We start from the raw sequence: 21,090 nt of genomic DNA, 5'->3' as shown, positions 1-21,090 counted from the left end.
AGATTACTCGTGTCTACTAGATAGAGAAACTTAAAGGGGCACGCGTAATGAGAAAAACACATAATAAACGTCGTTCTGTCTGGATTGACCTGGTATTTTCCACAGTTATCTTGTCTATTATTATTTTAACAGGTATTATTATACTATTTACCTCAACCAAAAATGAAGCGACTTCCCCACTTGAAAATACCAGTAATGCAGTGGGCACTAAATTTCCAATTTTAACTGATATGATTGATTCAAAATATCCGGGCATAAAAATCATAACAATGATTTCTAACGATCCTGATGCACCTTTCGCACTTCAATTCCCAGAAAGCATCCATGATTCTTTTAATACGAAAGTTCAAGACTATATTAAAAATATAAAAGATCGTTATTTAGCGGAAATAGCAGATTACAAAGCGCTTGGTGGCAACCAAACAGGTGAATTGAACGTTTCATTTGAAACATTTCCGCATCATTCGGGATTTTATTCTTTTGTATTAGTGAATTCAACTTATATTGGCGATGCCAATGGTTTTACAGAAATTAATTCTTTTCGTTTGAACCCTGACACCGGCCAAGAAATTACGATAGAAGATGTATTTGAAGGCGATCAAAAGCGGTTAAATATGGTTTCTGAAGTTGTTAGAGAAATTTTATTTAATGATGAATCATATAAAGATAAATTATATATGGAAGAAGCAACTTTACACACCGAGCCAGACTGGGATAATTTCCAAAACTTTGCACTGACAAATGAATCGCTAGTTTTTTATTTCAATAAATATAAAATCGCCTCGGGGACGGCCGGAATTCCCATCGTCTCCGTCCCGCTAGAACGATTAAATAAATTTGTTGCAAAAGAATTTAAATTAAGCATTGAAAATGACGATAATAACATCGCAATTGATGAGAAGTTAGATTTGCAAGAAGAAGATAAAATTATCGATGAATATCCTGACATTACAGATGACTCTGCAGTTTCAGAATCAAATGATAACGAAATTATTGAAGAAGATCTAGCCGAAGATAATGAGGAAGAAGAAATAGTAGAACTCCCTTTAGTTAAGAAGGTAGCGTTAACCTTTGACGATGGACCAGATCCAAATGTGACAACAAAGATTTTGGCGTCATTAGAAAAATACGATGCAAAAGCAACATTCTTCATGCTTGGAAGCCGGGTGGAATATTATCCCGAAATCGCGAAAGATGTTGCAAATGCAGGTCATGAACTTGGAAATCACACATGGACACATCCCGATTTGACTAATTCTAGCATTAAAAAGATAAACTCTGAGATTACTCGAACATCTTCTATTATTGAGAACGTCACAGGTGAAAAAGTAGTTTTGTTCCGCCCGCCCTATGGTGCAATAAATAAAAAGGTTCGGCAACAAACCAAATTACCCGTCATTTTATGGGACATAGATACGCTCGATTGGAAGCATCGAAATGCAAAACAACTGCTTTCTTACGTGAAAAAGAATACTAGAGACGGCAGTATTATTCTAATGCATGATATTCACCAATCAACAGCTGACGGACTCGATGCAGTCCTCGCCTATTTAGAAAGCGAAGGCTATACTTTCGTTACAGTATCTGAATTGGAGGACTGAACGCATTGAAACCCCATCAACAATATTATTTTTATTGTTGATGGGGTTTTGTTATAGACATAGTATAACAACACTGTTATACTAACTATAGAACAATAAGGAGTGATGGTTCGAATGTTCATCAAAATTGAAATTGATTCCGATGTACCTATCTATACACAATTAGCAAATGAGTTAATCGAAGGAATCGCTAACGAATCCCTCCAACCCGGTGATTCTCTTCCATCTGTTCGTTCACTTGCCGGTGATCTTGGCATTAATATGCATACTGTCAATAAAGCATACCGCGAATTAGATAACAAAGGCATCATTCAAATCATTCCGAAGTCGGGCGCCGTCGTTAGTACGCCAACTTCGGGAGAAGCTTCCCTATTGCGGGTTGAAACTGCGATGCGCCCCGTAATTGCAGAAGCAATGGCAATCGGCTTATCAGAAAATGAAATTGTTAGCATGATGAAGGAATTATTTTTCAAAATTAAGGAGGTACGCCCATGACGAGTTTAATAATGATTGGTATCACTGTTTTTATCATTGCTATTCAAGCCGCTATACCCTATTTATTAAAGCCTACGATTGTTTTCGGGGTGACAATTCCCGATACTTATTCGAAGAACTCAACTATATTATCTTATAAGAGATTCTATACCTTCATTATCGCTGGAATTGGTGCACTCGCATTGATAGCATTCTTTATTTGGATAACTACATCAAATGTAATTGAAGAAAACATAGTACATTTTGGTGTCGCAACACAGTTCGTACTTCTATTTTGCAGTATGATTCTTTACTTTTTGTTTCATGCAAAAACATCGCGTTTAAAACGTGAACATCAATGGGGCGCAAATTTAAAACAAGTCCGCATAACGGATCTAGCAATTCGAACAGCTGATGAAATGCTGCCTTGGTACATTTATATAGTTCCAATCGCAATAACAATCGGTTTAATGGCATATACAGCAATCCAGTATGAAAGTTTACCGAACTTAATCCCAACGCATTGGGGAATCGACGGCCAACCCGATGCTTTTACTGAAAAAACGATTTTATCGGTTATAGCACTCCCTTTAATCTTACTGATTATGCAAGGTATGATGCTCGGGATTAACGAAATGACAAAGAAATCCGGCATTAAAATAAATGCGACAACCAGAAAAAAATCACGTGCTCAACAATTATCATTCAGAAAATATTCTAGTTGGTTTTTATTTGCCACAATGATTTTTATCACAATCTTATTGGCGTTTCTACAGTTGGTCACGATCCATAATGATATAGGCAAACCTTCAATACTTGTTGCTCTCCCAATTGGCTTTCTAATTATTATCCTTATCATGACTGGAATTTACGCTTTCAAAGTCGGTCAAAGTGGATCTAGACTTGAAGTAAACGAAGTCGATGAGGAGGATGTGGAAGGCATTACAAATTACGATGATGACCAACACTGGATAGTAGGTATTTTCTACTTCAATAAAAACGATCCATCCATCTTTGTAGAAAAACGATTTGGTGTGGGTTGGACAATAAACTACGGCAATCCGACAGGCTATTTTATCATGTTCGTTCCAATCCTATTATTATTGATCATTTCATTTCTTTTATTAAAATAAAAAAAGGCAACTAACAATTTTTCTGTTAGTTGCCTTTTTAAATTAATTAAAAACACTCGTACTATGAAGTGGTTGTAGTCTTGCTTTAGGGTCTATATATGCTTTTGCATGGTTCACTGCAATTGGTGCTTCACCTAGTCCTACGGCAATGAGTTTGACTTTTCCGTCGTATGTTGTCACGTCGCCAGCGGCATAGATTCCTTCGATATTTGTTTCCATGCGGCTATTGACGATAATCGAGTTGCGATCCATGTCAACGCCCCACTCTTTCAATGGTCCCAATGAGGAAATGTTTCCGTAATTTACAATTAGATGATCCAAGGCGACTCGTTCTTCGCTGCCATCTTTCGATGCAAGAACTATTTCTTTGACGATCCCGTCCTCTCCTTCAATAGCTTTCACATTAAGAGAAGTTTTCACGTCTACTGTCGATTCCATCAATTGGTTTACACTTGTCTCATGAGCAGTGAAACGTTTTCTGCGATGAACCAGCGTTACTGTTGAGGCGATATCTTCAAGCATAAGTGCCCAGTCAACAGCTGAATCTCCCCCGCCGCAAACAACTACGTTTTTCCCTTTGAAAAGCGAAAGATCTTTTATGCCGTAATGAAGTGTTTTCTCTTCAAATTCAACTTCTTCTTTCAAGCCTATTTTTCTCGGGCGAAATGCGCCAATACCAGCAGTTAAAATAATTGTACGCGTCAAATGAACGCCTTTATCCGTTTTCAGGATAAAATGATCTCCATTGCGTTCTACTGAGAGCGCAGTTTCACTAAGCAGTATTTCCGGTTTTGAATAATGTGCTTGTGTCACTAAATTCGCCACGAAGTCTTTTGCGAGGATTTTAGGAAATCCTCCGACGTCATATATATATTTATCAGGATACAGTTCGATTAACTGCCCACCAAGCTGAGGCAGGCTATCGATAATTTTTACCGACATCTCGCGCATCCCAGCGTAAAACGAAGCGAAAAGACCTGTTGGCCCGCCTCCGATAATTGTAATATCAACAATTTCATTATTCATGAATTAAACACTCCAATTAAAATAGTAAGTGACGAAATACGTATAATTTACCCCACAAATACATTATCTACTAACAGGACGAAAAAAACACATAATTTGTTTCCTATTGCTAGCAGAATATAATTATCTTTTACTCATCACTGTTGTAATGTTTTTTGCAAAACTGCTCGACTTCCAAAAGTTCATCCTCATCTAATTCAAAATCAATGAAAGCATCCGTTTCCCGTTCGAAAAAGTGAGCAACAACCACACGTTCACCTTGGTCATCCACGGCAAAAATTGCACGGACGCCAATGCCGGATTCCGTATATAATTCGTCATCTTCGTCAAGCGATATATATAATCGAAATTCATATCGTTCCCCTTGGATTAAACCCGTTGGATCGACAAGTTGTTCTACAATATATTCATTTATTTCCAATTAAAATCATCCTCACATTCAATTAACTATTCTAACACGAATCCCATGCTGAACAAGTAATTTTACCGTTTAACTAATTTTACAATTTCATTTATGCCGATTGGCAAAGTGCTTAATCCTAGAATTATTAGCCAATTAGTCATTGATAATGACTGCACACTAAAAATAGAAGCAATCGGCCCAACCGATACAATCGTTATTTGTAATGTAATTCCGAGTAATATCGAATAGATTAAAAATCTATTCTTTAATATTCCTGCTTTAAATATGGATTCATTCCTCGATCTAAAATTTAACGAATGAGCTAGTTGTGCAAAACTAAGAGCAATGAAAGCCATCGTCTGTCCATGAATCAGTGCTGATTCTGAAATAGTTCCTCTAAACATTGAAAGGAAACTCCCCGTATACTGACCTGATGAATAGATTCCGATCATAAATGCAGCAAGTGTAATTGCGCCAATAAGAATGCCATTGAAAAAAAGAAATGGCAGTGCATCTTTAAAAATGGTTTCTTTTTGGTTCCTAGGCTTTTCCTTCATGACTCCAGATTCTTCCGGATCAACTCCTAATGAAAGTGCTGGAAACATATCCGTAACAAGATTTACCCACAAAATATGGATAGGTCGCAGGATTAGTGGCCAGCCAAGTAAAATAGCCGTAAATAATGCGAGTATCTCACCTAAATTGCAGGATAATAAAAATAAAATCGACTTCTTGATATTACGATATATGGTGCGTCCTTCCTCTATAGCTTTAACAATAGATGAAAAATTGTCGTCTGTTAAAACCATGTCCGAAGCGCCTTTTGCGACGTCAGTGCCAGTGATTCCCATCGCTACGCCTATATCTGCAGACTTTAACGAAGGTGCATCATTTACCCCGTCACCTGTCATTGAAACAGTGTTCCCTTTTGCTTTCAAAGCTTGTACAATTCTTACTTTGTGTTTTGGCGAAACACGTGCGTATACATTAAGATGTTCGCTTTTTTCAAGTAATTCTACTTCAGATAATTTATCGAGCATTTTCCCTTCAATTACTTCCATTCTATCTGTAGCGATTCCCAAATCGCTAGCAATGGCAAATGCCGTATCTTTATGATCTCCTGTTATCATCACAGTTCGAATGCCTGCATTTTTCGTCAATTGTATGGCGTCTTTAACTTCTTCACGAGGTGGATCAATCATTCCCACTAAACCAATAAACGTCATTTCCTCTTCGAATGATTGTAAATCAACGCCGTCCAAGGCATCTACTTTTTTATAAGCCGATCCCAATACTCGAAGAGCAATACTCGCCATTGACTCAGCAGCTTCTTCTATTGTTTTGCGCATCGTATCGTTAAGCAAGACCGCACCATCACTGGTTTCAACATATTTACACCTAGGTAGTATTCCATCTATCGCGCCTTTCGTTTGCGACAAAACTTTAGAGTCGCTGTCATGAACGGTCGTCATCAGTTTTCGTGTTGAATCGAATGGTAACTCAGCAACTCTAGGAATACGTCGATCAAGTTCCTTTTTGTTTAAGCCGAACTTTTCGCTCGCAACGAGTAATGCGATTTCAGTCGGATCGCCTGTCTCATTAGTTGGCGTATAAGTTGAATCATTACATAATAAAATATTTTTGAAAAGCATTTGTTGGATATGATCTTTAGAATCGGTTTCCGATAGACTATATAGTTCATTTCCGACAAAAAACTTTGTGACTGTCATTCGATTTTGTGTCAATGTACCTGTTTTATCGGAACAGATGACATTGACGGATCCTAACGCCTCAACAGCGGGCAGTTTTCGAATGATAACATTTTGCTTGATCATTCGTTGCACCCCAATTGCAAGTACGATAGACACGATGGCTAGCATTCCTTCAGGTATTGCAGCCACAGCTAAGCTGACAGCTAGCATAAACATTTCTAAATACCCGCGGCCTTGGAATACACCGATAATAAAAATAATTACACATATTGATAATGCTGTAATTCCAAGATACTTACCTAACTGAGCAAGATTTTTCTGCAAAGGGGTTTCTTCGTCTTTTGCAGAATGGAGCATAGTTGCAATCTTACCTATCTCTGTGTCCATTCCGGTAGTCATAGCGATGCCCGTTGCCCGACCATTCGTTACTAATGTAGACATAAATGCCAAATCTTTTCTGTCTCCTATTGGCATTAATTCGTCTCCAACAAAATTAGCGTTTTTATCCACCGGAACAGATTCTCCGGTCAGTACTGCCTCTTCAACTTTCAGATTGACGGATTCAACTAACTTAATGTCACAAGGTATGTATCTGCCGGCATCGAGTATAATGACATCGCCCACTACAACCTCTTCTGATGAAATTTCTTGTTGTTTTCCACCCCTTCTGACTAATGCTTTTGGCGTAGACATATTCTTTAATGCTTCAAGTGCTTCTTCAGCTTTGGACTCTTGTATTACACCAATGATTGCATTAATAACCACGACAATTCCAATAATTATAGAATCCGTTATTTCACCCAAAAAACCAGAAATGATTGAGGCGATAATTAAAATGTAAATTAACGCGTTATTAATTTGGGCAAATAGACGTTGTAATAGTGAAACCGGTTTAGAACCTTTTAATTTGTTCGGACCGAACTCCTTTAATTTTCGAGCCGCTTCTTCTTCACTTAAGCCAACCGTTGGATCGGTCTCGGGTTGTCTATTATGCACTTTAAATTACCTCCTTTTTCTATACCATTACCCTATCTAGAGATAAATACTTACATTATAGAGCGAGTAAACAAATTTAAATAAATATTGCTTTTTTTATAAAAATAATGAAGAATAGTAGTAGTGTAGTATTTTATCCAACACTTAGGAGGTCATACATGTGCTGAAATTTGAAGATTTTCAATATGCTAGGCCCGACATGAATGAAATTAAAAACGATTTTAAAGTTCTTCTTGCAGAATTCCGAAATGCAAGCTCTTTTGAACAGCAAAATGATGTAATTGAAAAAATCAATGCCATTGGTAATGAGTTTTCAACACAAGCCAATATCGTCTATATTCGGGCGTCCATCAATACGAATGATGAATTTTATCAAAAAGAACGTGATTATTTCGATGAAATCGAACCTGAGTATCAGGAACTCGCTACTGCATATTACAAGGAACTTGTATCCACGCCATTTAGAATACAACTCGAAGAAAAATGGGGTGCACAATTATTTGCACTTGCGGAAAACTCAATCAAATCTTTTTCGCCCGAAGTTTTGTCTCTTTTACAACAGGAAAACAAATTAACTTCTGATTACTCAAAACTCGTCGCTTCAGCTCAAATCGATTTTGACGGTAAAACATTGACGCTAGCCCAATTAGCACCTTACGCCGAGTCAATAGAACGCTCCGTCCGAAAAGCCGCTATGGAAGCATCTTATAAGTTCTATGAAGACAATGGCGACAAATTTGATGAGATATACGACAAGCTCGTTAAACTGCGTCATGAAATCGCAACGACTCTAGGATTTAAAAACTTTGTGGAACTTGGCTATTTACGCATGAATCGAATTGGTTATGATTCCGAAATGGTAGAAAATTTCCGCAAGCAAGTTCGAGATCACATAGTTCCTCTGGCCAATCGTTTATATGAACGCCAAGCTGAACGTATTGAAGTCGATAAATTAAAGTTTTATGATCAATCGCTTAATTTCTTAACCGGTAATGCGAAACCGCAAGGCAGTCCTGAGTGGATCATCGAGAACGGTAAAAAAATGTATGCTGAGTTATCGCCTGAAACAGACGAGTTTTTCCAATACATGACGGACAAGAATTTGATGGACCTTGAAGCGAAAACTGGAAAAGAAGCAGGCGGTTATTGTACCTTTATCGATAATTATGACTCTCCTTTTATCTTTTCAAATTTCAACGGAACTTCTGGGGATATTGATGTACTAACACATGAAGCCGGGCATGCATTCCAAGTATATTGCAGTCGCAATATCGGAATTCCTGAATACATGTGGCCGACGCATGAAGGTGCTGAAATCCACTCGATGAGCATGGAATTTTTCACTTGGCCTTGGATGGAATTATTTTTCAAAGAACAGACCGATAAATATAAATTCGCTCATTTAAGTAGTGCGCTTCTATTTTTACCGTATGGTGTAGCAGTTGACGAGTTTCAACATGTTGTATATGAAAATCCTGAAATGACACCGGCGGATCGAAAGGCTGCATGGAAAAAAATTGAGGCGACTTATTTGCCTTCACGCGATTATGATGGAAATCATTATTTGGAATCGGGCGGCGTTTGGCAACGTCAAGGACATATTTATCAATCACCGTTTTATTATATCGATTACACGCTTGCACAAATTTGCGCGTTCCAATTTTGGAAACGGTCGCAAGAAGATCGAGATAGCGCATGGAAAGATTACTTGCATCTTTGTAAACTTGGCGGTTCAAAACCATTCACGGAACTTGTCGCAGAAGCCAATCTGATTTCACCTTTCGAAGATGGCTGTGTTGAATCAGTCATTGGGACGATCGAGTCTTGGTTAGACGCTGTTGATGATAAAACATTGTAACAATAATATAGACCATGAAAACGGAAAAATAATATTGATCACAAAGAATAAGTAAAAAGGGTGGCCTTCGCTACCCTTTTTTATGTTTTGGAAGCATATTTACATTTCTTTCTTGAATTGTTCGTGTTATACCCCAAAATAAAAAACGATAAAAAATTGCAAAACCAGCAAATAAATATACGTATTCAAAAACAGTAAATGGTACGTAATCAATTAATATAGCATTAATATAAATTAATACTAAACATAATAATTCTATTAAAGAATCTTTAAACCCATTCTTCATATACAAATTCTTAGAACTTGTTAGATTTAAAAAGTTCCTAAACTCGTTACTGAAAAAACCTTTAAGAAAGCCAAAAAGCATTAAAATAATTCCAAAAGCAGGTCCATATGAAATATTCAGAAGGTGTGTTATAAAGCAATAAACTATTGTGAATAAAATTAATTGCATTTTAAATAAAACACCTCCTTTTTATTTACTAACTATAAAATCAGAGTGGGGTGCGACGACGACCGAGGAAATACCGGAAAAAGGTGGACACAACTCTCAGGGAGCATCCGCTCGAAACGATTCATTAGTCTTAATATCTTCGAATAAAAAAGTATGGTGTGAATTATTTAAATTCTCCCCATACTCTTTACTGTTTTTTAACCTTATTTATTCGTGTTACATCAAACCAACCGCATTTCCATTTTCATCGACATCCATATTCAGTGCTGCAGGTGATTTTGGTAAACCGGGCATTGTCATAATATCGCCTGTTAGGCAGACTAAGAAACCAGCGCCGAGTTTAGGGATGATTTCGCGCACTGTGATTGAAAAGTCTTTTGGTCGTCCTAAAAGTTTTGGCTCGTCTGAAAATGAATATTGCGTTTTTGCCATGCAGATTGGCAGTACATCCCAACCATTTCGTTCGATGTCTATCATATTACGCTGCGCTTGGTCAGAAAAAATGACATCTTTCCCGCCGTAAACTTGTTGAACAATTTTTTGAACTTTATTGTAGATGGATTCTTCGACATCATATAAAGCGGCGAAGTTTTTTGTTTCATTAACAACTTGTAGCACTTCTTTTGCAAGCTCGATTCCGCCTTCCCCACCGTCTTCCCAGACATTCGCGACTGCTACGCGAACACCATTCACCTTACACCAATTAATAATGGCATTTATTTCAGACACGGAGTCCTTGATGAAACGGTTGATTGCGACGACAGGCTCCACCCCGAAAGTGCGAATTGTTTCGATATGCTTTGCTAAATTAGGAATCCCTCGAATTACTGCTTCTTTATTTTCGATGGCTAGGTCACTTTTCGATACGCCGCCGTGCATTTTGAGAGCCCGGACAGTTGCTACAACGACGACTGCATCAGGTGAAAATCCGCCTTGCCTTGCTTTGATATTCATAAACTTTTCAGCGCCTAGATCTGAACCGAATCCAGCTTCTGTGATGACATAGTCAGCAAGCTGTCTGGCGGTATTCGTGGCGATTAAAGAGTTGCAGCCGTGCGCAATATTCGCAAACGGTCCTCCGTGGATCAGAGCCGGTGTGCCTTCGATTGTTTGAACTAAATTCGGTTTAAATGCTTCTTTCAATAATAGTGTTAGCGCACCTTCTACACCAAGATCAGCGACTGTAACCGCTTCCATTTTATACGTGTAACCGATGACAATACGTGAAATTCGTTCCTTTAAATCGATTAGATCCTTCGCTAAACAAAAGACTGCCATGATTTCCGATGCGGCCGTAATATCAAATCCATCTTCTCGCGGAATGCCTTGTGCGGGTCCGCCGAGGCCTATCGTCACATGACGCAACGCACGATCATTTATATCGAGAACGCGTTTCCACGTTATTCTACGCGGGTCTAATTGCAACTCGTTGCCCCTATGTAGATGATTATCAATGAGTGCACTTAATGCATTATTCGCTGTTGTAATTGCATGTATGTCTCCGTTAAAATGTAGATTTATTTCTTCCATTGGAAGCACTTGTGCATATCCGCCGCCGGTGGCCCCGCCTTTCATGCCCATGACTGGACCAAGTGAAGGCTCGCGTAATGCAATCATCACTTTCTCGTTAAGTTTTGTAAAAGCATCTGCAAGTCCTACTGTTACAGTTGATTTCCCTTCACCTGCAGGCGTCGGACTAATAGCGGTGACGAGGATAACTTTTCCTTGTGTTGTTGTTTTCTTTAGTTTTGTTACATCTATTTTTGCTTTATATCTGCCAAATGGTTCAATTGCTTCCTCCGGAATACCAGCCGTGTAAGCAATATCCCATATCGATTTCATTTGTGCGCGTGTTGCAATTTCCAAATCAGTGAGCGGTTCAACTTTTCTCGTCATTTCCATCCCCACTTTACCTTTTCTTCTATTATATCGCTCATTTCGCTGGATAGACAATCATATTGTGAAAATAAAGCAACAAAAATAAGAACGCTCTGATAATTGAAATAACTAAGCATAAAATATATAGTTAAAGAGATTAATAATTTGAAAAAGGGGCTGGTGAACTTGGGAAGAAGAACTGCTGAACCTTACAAAATCAAAAGCGTAGAAACTCTTTCGATGCTATCTTATGAAGAGCGAAAAGAATCCTTGAAACGTGCGGGCTATAATACGTTTCTAATCGATTCCGAAGATGTTTACATCGATCTTTTGACAGATAGCGGGACGACGGCAATGAGTGATGAACAATGGGGAGCACTGATGACCGGGGACGAAGCTTACGCGGGGAGTAAGAGTTGGAAAAAGCTTGAGAATGCAGTTAGGGAAGTTTATGGTTATCAATTCGTTTTGCCAACCCATCAAGGACGCGGGGCTGAAAATATCTTGTCTCAGTTAAAAATTAAAGATGGTGACTACGTTCCAGGGAATATGTATTTTACGACAACTCGCGCACATCAAGAAATGAACGGCGCAAAATTTATAGATATTATTATAGACGAAGCGCATGATCCCACAATCGACCATCCTTTCAAAGGCAATGTTGACTTGACGAAACTCCAAAAATTAATTGACGAAGTCGGGGCTGAAAAAATCCCATATGTTTGTTTAGCCGTTACTGTCAACCTAGCAGGCGGACAGCCTGTGAGCATGCAAAATATGAAAGAAGTATATAATCTTTGCCAGACTTTTCATATCGATGTTTTCTTCGATGCGACGCGCTGCGTTGAAAACGCTTTCTTTATTAAGGAACGTGAAGATGGTTACGCCGAAAAATCGATCGCTCAAATTTTAAAGGAAATGTTATCTTATTCCGACGGTTGCACGATGAGCGGTAAAAAAGATTGTTTAGTCAATATCGGCGGTTTTCTTGCCATGAATGACGAGGAGCTCTATATTCGTTCACGCGAGCTGGTCGTCGTCTATGAAGGTATGCCTTCTTATGGCGGAATGGCGGGTCGTGATATGGAAGCAATGGCTATAGGGATTCGCGAAGCAGTCGACGATCATTATATTGAACACCGCATCGGGCAAGTTCGCCATCTCGGCAATCAATTGATCGAAGCGGGTGTACCGATCGTATTGCCGATTGGAGGACACGCGGTATTTTTAGATGCAAAATCATTTCTTCCGCATTTAAAACAAGATGAATTTCCGGCACAAGCTTTAGCCGCCGCGCTTTATCTCGACTCAGGTGTTCGGAGTATGGAAAGAGGCATTGTTTCTGCAGGACGCAATATTGAAACGGGTGAAAATAATAGACCTGAGCTTGAACTCGTGCGCTTAACGATTCCAAGAAGAGTTTACACGAATAATCATATGGACGTTGTCGTAGATTCAATCGTTGCCTTGTATAAAAAACGAGATGAGATCGGCGGGCTTAAAATGGATTACGAGCCGCCAACATTAAGATTTTTTAATGCACGGTTTTCACCCTTGGCTACGAGTAACGAACTGATTAGCGAGCAAAACAAAAAAGTCTCGATCGAATAAAGAGAATCCTCCCGTGAAATAATTTACGGGAGGGTTTTGTCTTATTCACTAATTTTAAATGCGACTTTCCCAAAGTTTTTACTCTCTTCAAGATACTCGAATGCTTCAACTGCATCGTCGAGTGCAAATGTTTTATCAACAACCGGTCTGGTTTCATACTTTTCAATATGAGCGATCATATCCCGGAGCTCTTCCCTGCTTCCCATAGTCGAACCGAGTAATTGAAATTGACTGTAGAAAAAGTTTCGTAAATCCAACTCTACTTTGTCCTCAGTCGTTGCGCCGAACACAACGATTCTTCCACCCTTCTTCAAGACTTCTAAAGAACGATTAAATGTTGCTCGTCCCACACTTTCAATTACTAAATCGATAACTTCTCCATCCAATTCTTGTTTCCAATCGCCATTCGTATCGAGGGCAATATCTGCACCTAATTCGAGCGCCTGTTGACGCTTTTTTTCACTTCGAGAAGTCACGATCACACGAGCGCCGATATTTTTAGCGAATGAAATTAAATAAGTTGCAACTCCGCTGCCGGCCCCGGGAATAAAAACGGTTTCCCCTTCTTTCAAATTTCCTTTTGTAAATAATGCACGGTAACCCGTTAACGCAGATAAGGCCAGTACGCCAGCTTCTCCCCAAGCAAGGTGCTTCGGTTTTAATTCTATTTGCTCTGAGGAGATGACGATCTTTTCGGCAAATGTTCCGTTATCTGGCATGCCTAAAATATCGAATCCTTCCGGGGGCGCATCGCTATTAATCTCCCATCGCAAAGCCGGGTTTATTATAACTTCATCGCCGATTGAAAAATTTGTTACCCCTTCCCCGATCGAATCGACTACGCCAGCGCCATCAGAACCTAATACTAGGGACTCGGCTTCATCTCCTCGACGATCAGGTATGTATAAATCACGTCGATTTAATCCCGCTGTGCGGAGTTTAACGACGACTTCCCCTTTTTTTGCTACTGGCTCGCTCACCTCTCCAATTTTCAGTTCGCCGAATTCATGTACAAATGCTTTCATTTTAATCATCCTTTTCTAAAATATTCACTGAACAATGCAAGATGCTTTTCACTAATAATATCTTGCGAGAATAAAGGTACAAAAATTAGTTGTTGCTTCGTAAACGTTTCTTTGATCATTTCAATATATTGTTTTTCATGTTTTTTCCGTTCCATAATAAAATCTCCGTCAGCGTCTTCAGGCAGCACTTTATTGATAATTAGCGTTGACACGGCCAAATCATATTTATTTAAAAGTTCAATCGCTTTCTTTGTTTCCAATATCGGTAAACGTTCAGGGTTCAGAACAAAGATAAAACCTGTTTGCTTCTTATCTAGCAGGACTTCTCTGGCTTTCGAAAAACGCGATTGTCTAATACGTAAAACATCGTATATCGGATCCTCTACTGGTTCGCCATCATTGATTAGTCTTGAATAATTTTCATTGGTCGTTCTTCGTTTATCCAGTAATCCCTTAATCCAGACGCCCATTAATTCTGGCAAAGTAAGTAAACGAATTGTGTGTCCCGTGGGTGCGGTATCGAAGACGAGCTTATCGAAATTTGCTCGTTCTTCTAAAATAATACTGATCAACTTATCAAATAAGGCCGCTTCATCTGCGCCCGGTGATGCTTTGGCGGTGTCCAGTTGGCGATGCACTTCTTCCATCATGCCTGAATGGACGACCCCGCGAATATTTTCTTTGACGCTTTTAATATAATTATCCGTTTCAATATCGGGATCTATTTCTAGTGCATATAAATTATCAGCAATTTCTTTTGTTTTTCCGCCTATATTCGTACTGAAAATATCCCCGACATTGTGTGCCGGATCTGTTGAAATTAGTAATGTTTTAAATCCTTGCTCGGCAGATTGCAAAGCGATTGCTGCAGCCGACGTAGACTTCCCTACGCCCCCCTTGCCTCCGACAAAAATTATGTTTTTGGTTAAGACATCCATGTTGACACCCCACTCCCCTCAATCTATCTTAACAACATCGAAATCCCGTTAGTGGCGATTTTTCCATGCCCATTCGTAGATGCCAATCATGAAATTTCTCCATCATGTAAGGATATAACTCGAGTGTGTAATAGTACGCGGGATTCGGAATACCGATCATTTCTGAATAAAGAAGCAGCAGAAATAAATCATCCTCATCTCTTAATTCGCTCGCAACCTCCCGGCGATGCGGCATGCTTAATACTTCCTCGTACCAATTCACAAGCGCTTTCATTTTATCGAGCAAAAGACTCACCTCATCTAGATTGATATAAAGAAGAGATCACTAGGGGCGATCTCTTCCATTTATGAATCACTCTTCCTCTGTTATTATCTTATCATCATACTTGCCTGAAAGTGCGGAAAATGCGGTCAACATGATCCATATCGCGAACACGAAGATGACTGCACCGAAGATAAACAAAAGCGTATTCGAGTTATTCCCGAACCAAGACCATTGGAAAATAACTTGCTGGAACATCGCCCATAATGTCATAAACATGACGAACACCATCGGAATTATGGTGACGAGATAGTTTCTGCCTAGCCTCTTCAGCCATATCGAAATGAGCAGCAAACTTATCCCCGCCAATAACTGGTTTGCCGTTCCGAATAGCGGCCATAACAGATACCCGCCTGAACCAAATCCTTGTGGACCTTTAGGAAGCAACACTAATGCTGCACTTGAAAATACTGCAAGTGAAGTTGCAACATGCTTTTTCTCCAAAACTGGCATTCTATATTCGACACCAAGTTCAGCAATAATATAACGCATTAAACGAAGTGACGAATCGAGCGTAGTAGCCGCAAAACTTACAACGATAATGGAAACGATCGTAGTTGAAATACTTGCAGGGATACCGAGTCCGGCTGCTAGATTACTAGCTCCTTTAATAAAGACACCCAGTCCCCCAGAACTTGCTGCACCGAAACTTGAATATGTCGCAAGGAATTCTTCTTTACTCGGGAAGAAAGTGATAGCCGCGATAATCGCGATCAAAGCTAATATCCCTTCACCTACCGCACCCAAATAACCGACAAAACGAGCATCCGTTTCTTTATTAAGTTGTTTAGATGAGGTTCCTGAAGAAACGAGACCATGAAAACCTGAAATCGCTCCACATGCAATCGTAATAAATAGAAGCGGGAACCATGAAACATCGCTTACTGCTGTATTCGTTATAGGCGCTGTAATCTTTGGATTCACAAATACTAAACCTAAATACAATATCCCCAAGCCGACGACTAACTGATGGGAGTTAATAAAATCTCGCGGTTGCAAAAGCTTCCAAACTGGCAAGACAGAAGCGATATAAACATAGACCATCAATACGACAATCCAGATGAAGAAAGCTGTAGATACCGCACCGAGACCAAATAAGCCTGAAGCGCCATCACCGCCCATATACCTCACCAAGTCGATTTGAAGAAAACTGTATTGGCTTGAAAATATTGCAGCAATATACATGACTGCTAATGCAATTAGCGAAGGCACAAGCATCTTTTGCTTCTTTTTATAAACGATATGGCCGATCCAAACGGCAAGCGGAATCTGAATAAACACCGGGAATACACTTGCTGGGAATTGAATGAATAAGTTGGAAATAACCCATGCAAAAACAGCGTTGACCATCAACACCAATATTAAAATAATAAAAAGGAATAATATTTTTGCACGCTGTCCTATTAATCTATGAGCTAAGGTACCGACAGATTGTCCTTTATTTCGAACAGATAATACAAGTGTCCCAAAATCATGAATCCCTGCTGCAAATACTGTTCCCAAGATAACCCATAAAAATGCTGGCAGCCAACCCCAATAAACAGCGATTGCTGGACCAACGATAGGTGCTGCACCCGCGACAGATGTAAAGTGGTGTCCCCATAACACAAATTTATTCGTTGGAACAAAATCCACATCGTCTTTATAACGATGTGCAGGCGTAATGTAGTTCGGATCGAGACGGAAGATTTTTTCTGCAACAAACTTTGAATAGTAACGATAACCTAACCCTAAAATAATCATTCCAATAAGTGCTAGTACAATTGCATTCATTTCCTTTTTCCCCTCCCCCAATAATTTGTGTTCCTCTACAACTTTTCTTCGCATCACCTCAATCTAATTTTGGTTTTCTTTCTATCATATGAACAACATCTGTCAAGAAGAATGAGATTACAGAGAGTAATTCCACCTCCATGAATCTGATTATACATGGAATTCTGAATTAAATGTACTATAGCGTCTAATTTCATCGAATTCATTATTAATTCGATAAGAAAAAAGCATTAACTTGTCTAAAGAAACAAGTTAATGCTTTTTCAATAATCTTTTCTCAATGTCACGACAACTATTTCTGGCTGATTAAATATTCGAACCGGAAAAAGGCTGTTTCCAATTCCGCGACTGACAACCAATTGACTTTCTTCTAATTCATGAATTCCCGATGTCAACTTTGGAAATATTCCTTGTCCTGGCGAAATCAATCCGCCAAGACCTGGAATTCGAGCTTGCCCGCCGTGCGCATGACCACTAAAGGTTACATCAATTCCATTTCGTGCATAAACCCCAAATTGTTCAGGACGATGCGATAGCAATATTTTAAACAAATCTTGTGGAACACCATCAAACGCTTTCTCCACAGCTCTTTCAACTGTAACTTGTTCATCTCCCAAGCTGCTTAACGGATCTTCAACTCCCCCGATTACCATCCTTTCGCCTTCAGGAGAAGAAAGGATTTCCCTCTCATCTGTTAGAACATGAACACCTAATTCAAGTAAGGAATTCTTGATTCGATCGACATCGTTTATTGATATTTCATGATTACCAGTTACATAATAGATCGGCGCCACATCTTTGATTCTCTCAACAAGAATCAAACTTTGTTCTAAGTCATAACGGTTTCTATCAATAAAGTCGCCTGTTATAAAGATGGCATCAGGCGCAATCCTCACTACCTCATTCACGATATCGTCATGATTTTCACCAAACATCGCATCATGTAAGTCGGACAACTGAACTATTTTATAGCCATCAAAACTTGCTGGCAGTCGCTCTGAACTTAACGTATAATCTGTCGTTCCTACAGTTGTATTTCCTTTATAGATAATGAAGCCGATAATGCCTATGAAAATGATGGCTAAAAACAATTTGCGCATAACTTTTCCTTTCTACAGACTACTATTAATAGCCCGCTTTTTGACGAGTGTAATTTTCTTCATTTTTCAAGATATAGGCTTCGATAATTGCATCTTGCGTAAAGCCGAGTTTATCAGCAATCGAACCGTAATGAATCCACACATTGATATAAGACTCTATCATTAAATCTTTTAAAAAGTATGTAATCGATTCTGTTGTCTTCAAGAATAATTCGGTTAATTCACCTTCAACTTTACCTTGTGGCCAATTAGTAATCGTTTCGAATCCAAGTTCAATGCCGAGGGATAATAAAAAATGAATCGAATCGACATATTCCTCAAGTATCACTTCGATTTCTGAAGGTCCTTTTGAACTCCAAAATTTAAAACTTCTCGTTTCGTTCGCTAATTCTGCGAGTTCTACAAGAAGTGCTAGTCCTTTTGCTTGAAAGACATCCTCATTTGTACCCCTTTGTTTTCGTATAAATGAGTCTAATTCTGCTTGCATTGTAAATAACTTTGTTAGTTCCATGAAAAAACCTCCGATTTATTTTGTTAATATGAAACCTTCTGCAATGTTATTCGTATAAGAATAAGTATATTAATTAAGGGGGATCTATTATGGGACTCTTGATCCGCTTTGTGATCATCGCTTTTATAATTTATTTATTTTACCGGGGGATTCGTTATTTATTCGACCCGAAGCGTAAACTGGATGATGCTTATGAAGAGGAACGTTACTATTTCTATGATGACATAAAAAATGTGCGTAAAAACTTCTTCATTACGTATAAAGGTGCAATGTTTGAAGGTGAAAAATACTTAGGTACGACTGAAAACTCATTTGATGTCGTTTCTATTTTTGTTTGGGTGAAAAACGAAGCGAAACTTCAAGGTTTTACCAAAGACGATTTTCACTTTCTTCAATCTGAAATTCTATCAAATTATCCGACTGCAAAAATCAGTTGGAAAAATCCGATCGAACAACTAATGAAATAATTGTATTAAACACTGTCTGGGAATGGTATCTACATTCTTTGACAGTGTTTTTTCATGCAAATGAATTAGTAGGCAACGTCACGCCAAATAAATAAAGGATCAGCACGCCATTTAGAATCGCTAACATTAGAAAACCAATTCGAAATGATGTATGCCTAGTTTTATGGCGGAATATTTGCATGCCGAAATAAGCGCCGATTCCTCCGCCTAGAAGCGCTAGCAACCATAAGTTTTTTTCTGGGACTCTCTGCCCTTTTTTCTTCGATTGGCGTTTATCATAGCCCATTGCGGCGAACGCCCAAACCGACATGAATGCTATCCATATGAGTGCTGTTGTTTGCATTCGCACTTCCCCCTTTTCTATAGTTTACACTTTTATTATCTTCTTGGGGAAAATAAAAAATATAGTTTAATGAAAAAACCGCCTTCACTTGAATTTCTCAAGCGATAAGGCGGTTTAGTTTTCACTGCTTATTTTGCAACTGCTTTTTTCGCTGCATCTGCAAGTTGTGTGAACGCTTGTGCGTCAGACACTGCAAGGTCAGCAAGCATTTTACGGTTGATGTCGATTCCAGCTACTTTCAAGCCGTGCATCATATTGCTGTATGAAAGACCATTCATGCGAGCTGCCGCATTGATACGCGTAATCCATAGTTTACGGAAATCACGTTTTCTTTGACGACGGTCTCTGTATGCATAGTTAAATGATCTCATTACTTGTTCGTTTGCTGTTCTATAAAGTCTATGTTTTGAACCATAGTAACCTTTTGCTAATTTCAATACGCGTTTATGGCGTTTACGTCTTTCTACTCCACCTTTTACTCGTGGCATAGTAATAACCTCCTGCTTTTCTGTTCGAATTTAGTATTTTTATTATTTTAGGTATGTGATCATTTCACGAATGCGTTTGTAGTCTCCTGAAGAAACAAGTGAAGCTTTACGCAGGTGGCGTTTTGCTTTAGTCGTTTTGTTTGCGAAAAGGTGACTTGTGTAAGCACGGCCACGTTTTACTTTTCCAGTGCCTGTCTTTTTAAAACGTTTCGCTGATCCCTTATGTGTTTTCATCTTAGCCATAAATGGTTCCTCCTAAATCTTTCGTTGTACCTTATTTCTCGACAGTCGGGGCAAGCACCAAGAACATGCTTCGGCCTTCCATCTTCGGTCTTTGTTCAATAGTTGCTAATTCTTTACACTCTTCAGCAAACCGGTCAAGTACTCGTTGTCCGATTTCCTTATGCGTAATTGCACGTCCTCTAAAACGAATCGATGCTTTTACTTTGTCGCCATTTTTCAGGAAACGAATTGCGTTACGAAGTTTTGTTTGAAAATCATGTTCATCGATAGTCGGGCTTAATCGCACTTCTTTTAGAAGAATGACTTTCTGGTTTCTTCGAACTTCTCGTTCTCTTTTTTGTTGTTCAAACTTGAATTTTCCGTAATCCATGATTCGAGCAACTGGCGGTTTTGCTTTCGGTGCTACAAGGACTAAGTCCAAGTTAACACGTGTTGCGATTTCCAGAGCTTCGTTACGAGTTTTGATTCCAAGCTGTTCGCCGTTATGATCAATCAGACGAACCTCGCGGGCACGTATGCCCTGATTTACGTTCATGTCTTTGCTAATAGTAATCCACCTCCGGGTAAACTTATCTCAAGAATAAATAGTTTGGGTATATCGACTAGTTAAGTCGAACCCACGGTGCAAAAAAATAAAAAAGCGAGTAGACAAATTGGATTGTCTACCCGCATATGTGTACGCACATCGACATGTACGATACTTCATAAATGTGCTGACCTGCTAACAACGATTT

The 21,090-nt window shown here is 39.0% G+C and carries 20 protein-coding genes; 6 read left to right on the top strand and 14 right to left on the bottom strand.

Annotated elements, in window-relative coordinates; all coding sequences use genetic code 11:
- The first annotated feature begins 47 nt into the window (after positions 1-47).
- The 3 genes from G8782_RS18425 (at position 48) to G8782_RS00180 (ending at position 3,208) form a co-directional block, all read left to right on the top strand.
- Positions 48-1,601: a polysaccharide deacetylase family protein gene (locus tag G8782_RS18425; protein ID WP_246231508.1), complete on the top strand. Its 1,554-nt coding sequence runs from the start codon at positions 48-50 to the stop codon at positions 1,599-1,601.
- 114 nt (positions 1,602-1,715) lie between these two features.
- Positions 1,716-2,096 carry a GntR family transcriptional regulator gene (locus G8782_RS00185; RefSeq protein ID WP_172368907.1) on the top strand — a complete coding sequence of 127 codons (381 nt, stop codon included), beginning with the start codon at positions 1,716-1,718 and terminating at the stop codon, positions 2,094-2,096.
- Entirely contained in the window at positions 2,093-3,208 is a 1,116-nt protein-coding gene (locus G8782_RS00180) for a DUF1648 domain-containing protein (protein ID WP_172368906.1), read from the top strand. The genes G8782_RS00185 and G8782_RS00180 overlap by 4 nt, the downstream gene beginning before the upstream one ends.
- Positions 3,209-3,250: 42 nt before the next feature.
- Here G8782_RS00180 and G8782_RS00175 read toward each other — a convergent pair whose 3' ends face one another.
- The 3 genes from G8782_RS00175 to G8782_RS00165 form a co-directional block, all read right to left on the bottom strand.
- Positions 3,251-4,234, bottom strand: coding sequence for an NAD(P)/FAD-dependent oxidoreductase (locus tag G8782_RS00175; protein WP_172368905.1), 984 nt, complete (start codon positions 4,232-4,234; stop codon positions 3,251-3,253).
- A 130-nt stretch (positions 4,235-4,364) separates the two neighbouring features.
- The gene (locus G8782_RS00170) at positions 4,365-4,655 is read right to left on the bottom strand and encodes a DUF6509 family protein (RefSeq protein ID WP_172368904.1); all 291 of its coding nucleotides are present in this window, start codon (positions 4,653-4,655) and stop codon (positions 4,365-4,367) included.
- A gap of 62 nt (positions 4,656-4,717) precedes the next feature.
- The gene (locus G8782_RS00165) at positions 4,718-7,345 is read right to left on the bottom strand and encodes an HAD-IC family P-type ATPase (RefSeq protein ID WP_172368903.1); all 2,628 of its coding nucleotides are present in this window, start codon (positions 7,343-7,345) and stop codon (positions 4,718-4,720) included.
- Positions 7,346-7,505: 160 nt separating this feature from the next.
- Between G8782_RS00165 and G8782_RS00160 the strand changes: the two genes are divergently transcribed.
- The gene (locus G8782_RS00160; protein WP_172368902.1) at positions 7,506-9,203 is read left to right on the top strand and encodes a M3 family oligoendopeptidase; all 1,698 of its coding nucleotides are present in this window, start codon (positions 7,506-7,508) and stop codon (positions 9,201-9,203) included.
- A gap of 670 nt (positions 9,204-9,873) precedes the next feature.
- Here G8782_RS00160 and G8782_RS00155 read toward each other — a convergent pair.
- Positions 9,874-11,553, bottom strand: coding sequence for a formate--tetrahydrofolate ligase (locus G8782_RS00155; RefSeq protein ID WP_172368901.1), 1,680 nt, complete (start codon positions 11,551-11,553; stop codon positions 9,874-9,876).
- A gap of 168 nt (positions 11,554-11,721) precedes the next feature.
- Here G8782_RS00155 and G8782_RS00150 point away from each other — a divergent pair, with 168 nt between their 5' ends.
- The gene (locus tag G8782_RS00150; RefSeq protein WP_172368900.1) at positions 11,722-13,146 is read left to right on the top strand and encodes a tyrosine phenol-lyase; all 1,425 of its coding nucleotides are present in this window, start codon (positions 11,722-11,724) and stop codon (positions 13,144-13,146) included.
- Positions 13,147-13,187: 41 nt separating this feature from the next.
- Here the strand turns inward: G8782_RS00150 and G8782_RS00145 are convergent, their stop codons facing one another.
- From G8782_RS00145 to G8782_RS00120, 6 genes are all read right to left on the bottom strand, one after another.
- Positions 13,188-14,171, bottom strand: a complete 984-nt coding sequence (locus tag G8782_RS00145) for a zinc-binding dehydrogenase (RefSeq protein ID WP_172368899.1) — start codon at positions 14,169-14,171, stop codon at positions 13,188-13,190.
- A 5-nt stretch (positions 14,172-14,176) separates the two neighbouring features.
- Entirely contained in the window at positions 14,177-15,109 is a 933-nt protein-coding gene (locus G8782_RS00140) for an ArsA family ATPase (protein WP_172368898.1), read from the bottom strand.
- A 28-nt stretch (positions 15,110-15,137) separates the two neighbouring features.
- On the bottom strand, positions 15,138-15,383 hold the full coding sequence (locus G8782_RS00135; protein ID WP_425505472.1) for a cory-CC-star protein: 246 nt from the start codon (positions 15,381-15,383) through the stop codon (positions 15,138-15,140).
- Positions 15,384-15,461: 78 nt separating this feature from the next.
- A complete protein-coding gene (locus G8782_RS00130; RefSeq protein WP_172368896.1) occupies positions 15,462-17,204 on the bottom strand; it encodes a carbon starvation CstA family protein in 1,743 nt (580 codons plus the stop codon).
- Positions 17,205-17,467: 263 nt separating this feature from the next.
- Positions 17,468-18,304 (bottom strand): metallophosphoesterase, encoded by an 837-nt coding sequence (locus tag G8782_RS00125; protein ID WP_172368895.1) that lies wholly within the window; start codon positions 18,302-18,304, stop codon positions 17,468-17,470.
- Between the two features lie 25 nt (positions 18,305-18,329).
- Positions 18,330-18,815, bottom strand: a complete 486-nt coding sequence (locus G8782_RS00120) for a dUTP diphosphatase (RefSeq protein ID WP_172368894.1) — start codon at positions 18,813-18,815, stop codon at positions 18,330-18,332.
- Positions 18,816-18,904: 89 nt separating this feature from the next.
- Between G8782_RS00120 and G8782_RS00115 the strand changes: the two genes are divergently transcribed.
- Complete coding sequence (locus tag G8782_RS00115) at positions 18,905-19,282, top strand: sigma-w pathway protein ysdB (RefSeq protein WP_172368893.1); 378 nt, start codon at positions 18,905-18,907, stop codon at positions 19,280-19,282.
- Between the two features lie 52 nt (positions 19,283-19,334).
- Here G8782_RS00115 and G8782_RS00110 read toward each other — a convergent pair whose 3' ends face one another.
- From G8782_RS00110 to infC, 4 genes are all read right to left on the bottom strand, one after another.
- Complete coding sequence (locus tag G8782_RS00110; RefSeq protein ID WP_172368892.1) at positions 19,335-19,625, bottom strand: DUF1294 domain-containing protein; 291 nt, start codon at positions 19,623-19,625, stop codon at positions 19,335-19,337.
- Positions 19,626-19,753: 128 nt separating this feature from the next.
- Entirely contained in the window at positions 19,754-20,113 is a 360-nt protein-coding gene (rplT, locus tag G8782_RS00105; RefSeq protein WP_172368891.1) for a 50S ribosomal protein L20, read from the bottom strand.
- Between the two features lie 42 nt (positions 20,114-20,155).
- Positions 20,156-20,356: a 50S ribosomal protein L35 gene (rpmI, locus tag G8782_RS00100; RefSeq protein WP_172368890.1), complete on the bottom strand. Its 201-nt coding sequence runs from the start codon at positions 20,354-20,356 to the stop codon at positions 20,156-20,158.
- A gap of 31 nt (positions 20,357-20,387) precedes the next feature.
- Positions 20,388-20,891: a translation initiation factor IF-3 gene (gene infC, locus G8782_RS00095; RefSeq protein WP_172368889.1), complete on the bottom strand. Its 504-nt coding sequence runs from the start codon at positions 20,889-20,891 to the stop codon at positions 20,388-20,390.
- Positions 20,892-21,090: the final 199 nt, after the last annotated feature.

This window comes from Sporosarcina jiandibaonis, assembly GCF_013184495.1.
GTDB lineage: Bacteria > Bacillota > Bacilli > Bacillales_A > Planococcaceae > Sporosarcina > Sporosarcina jiandibaonis.
Note: the sequence above shows the minus strand (reverse complement) of the source record. Positions and strands in the feature narration are given on the sequence as shown.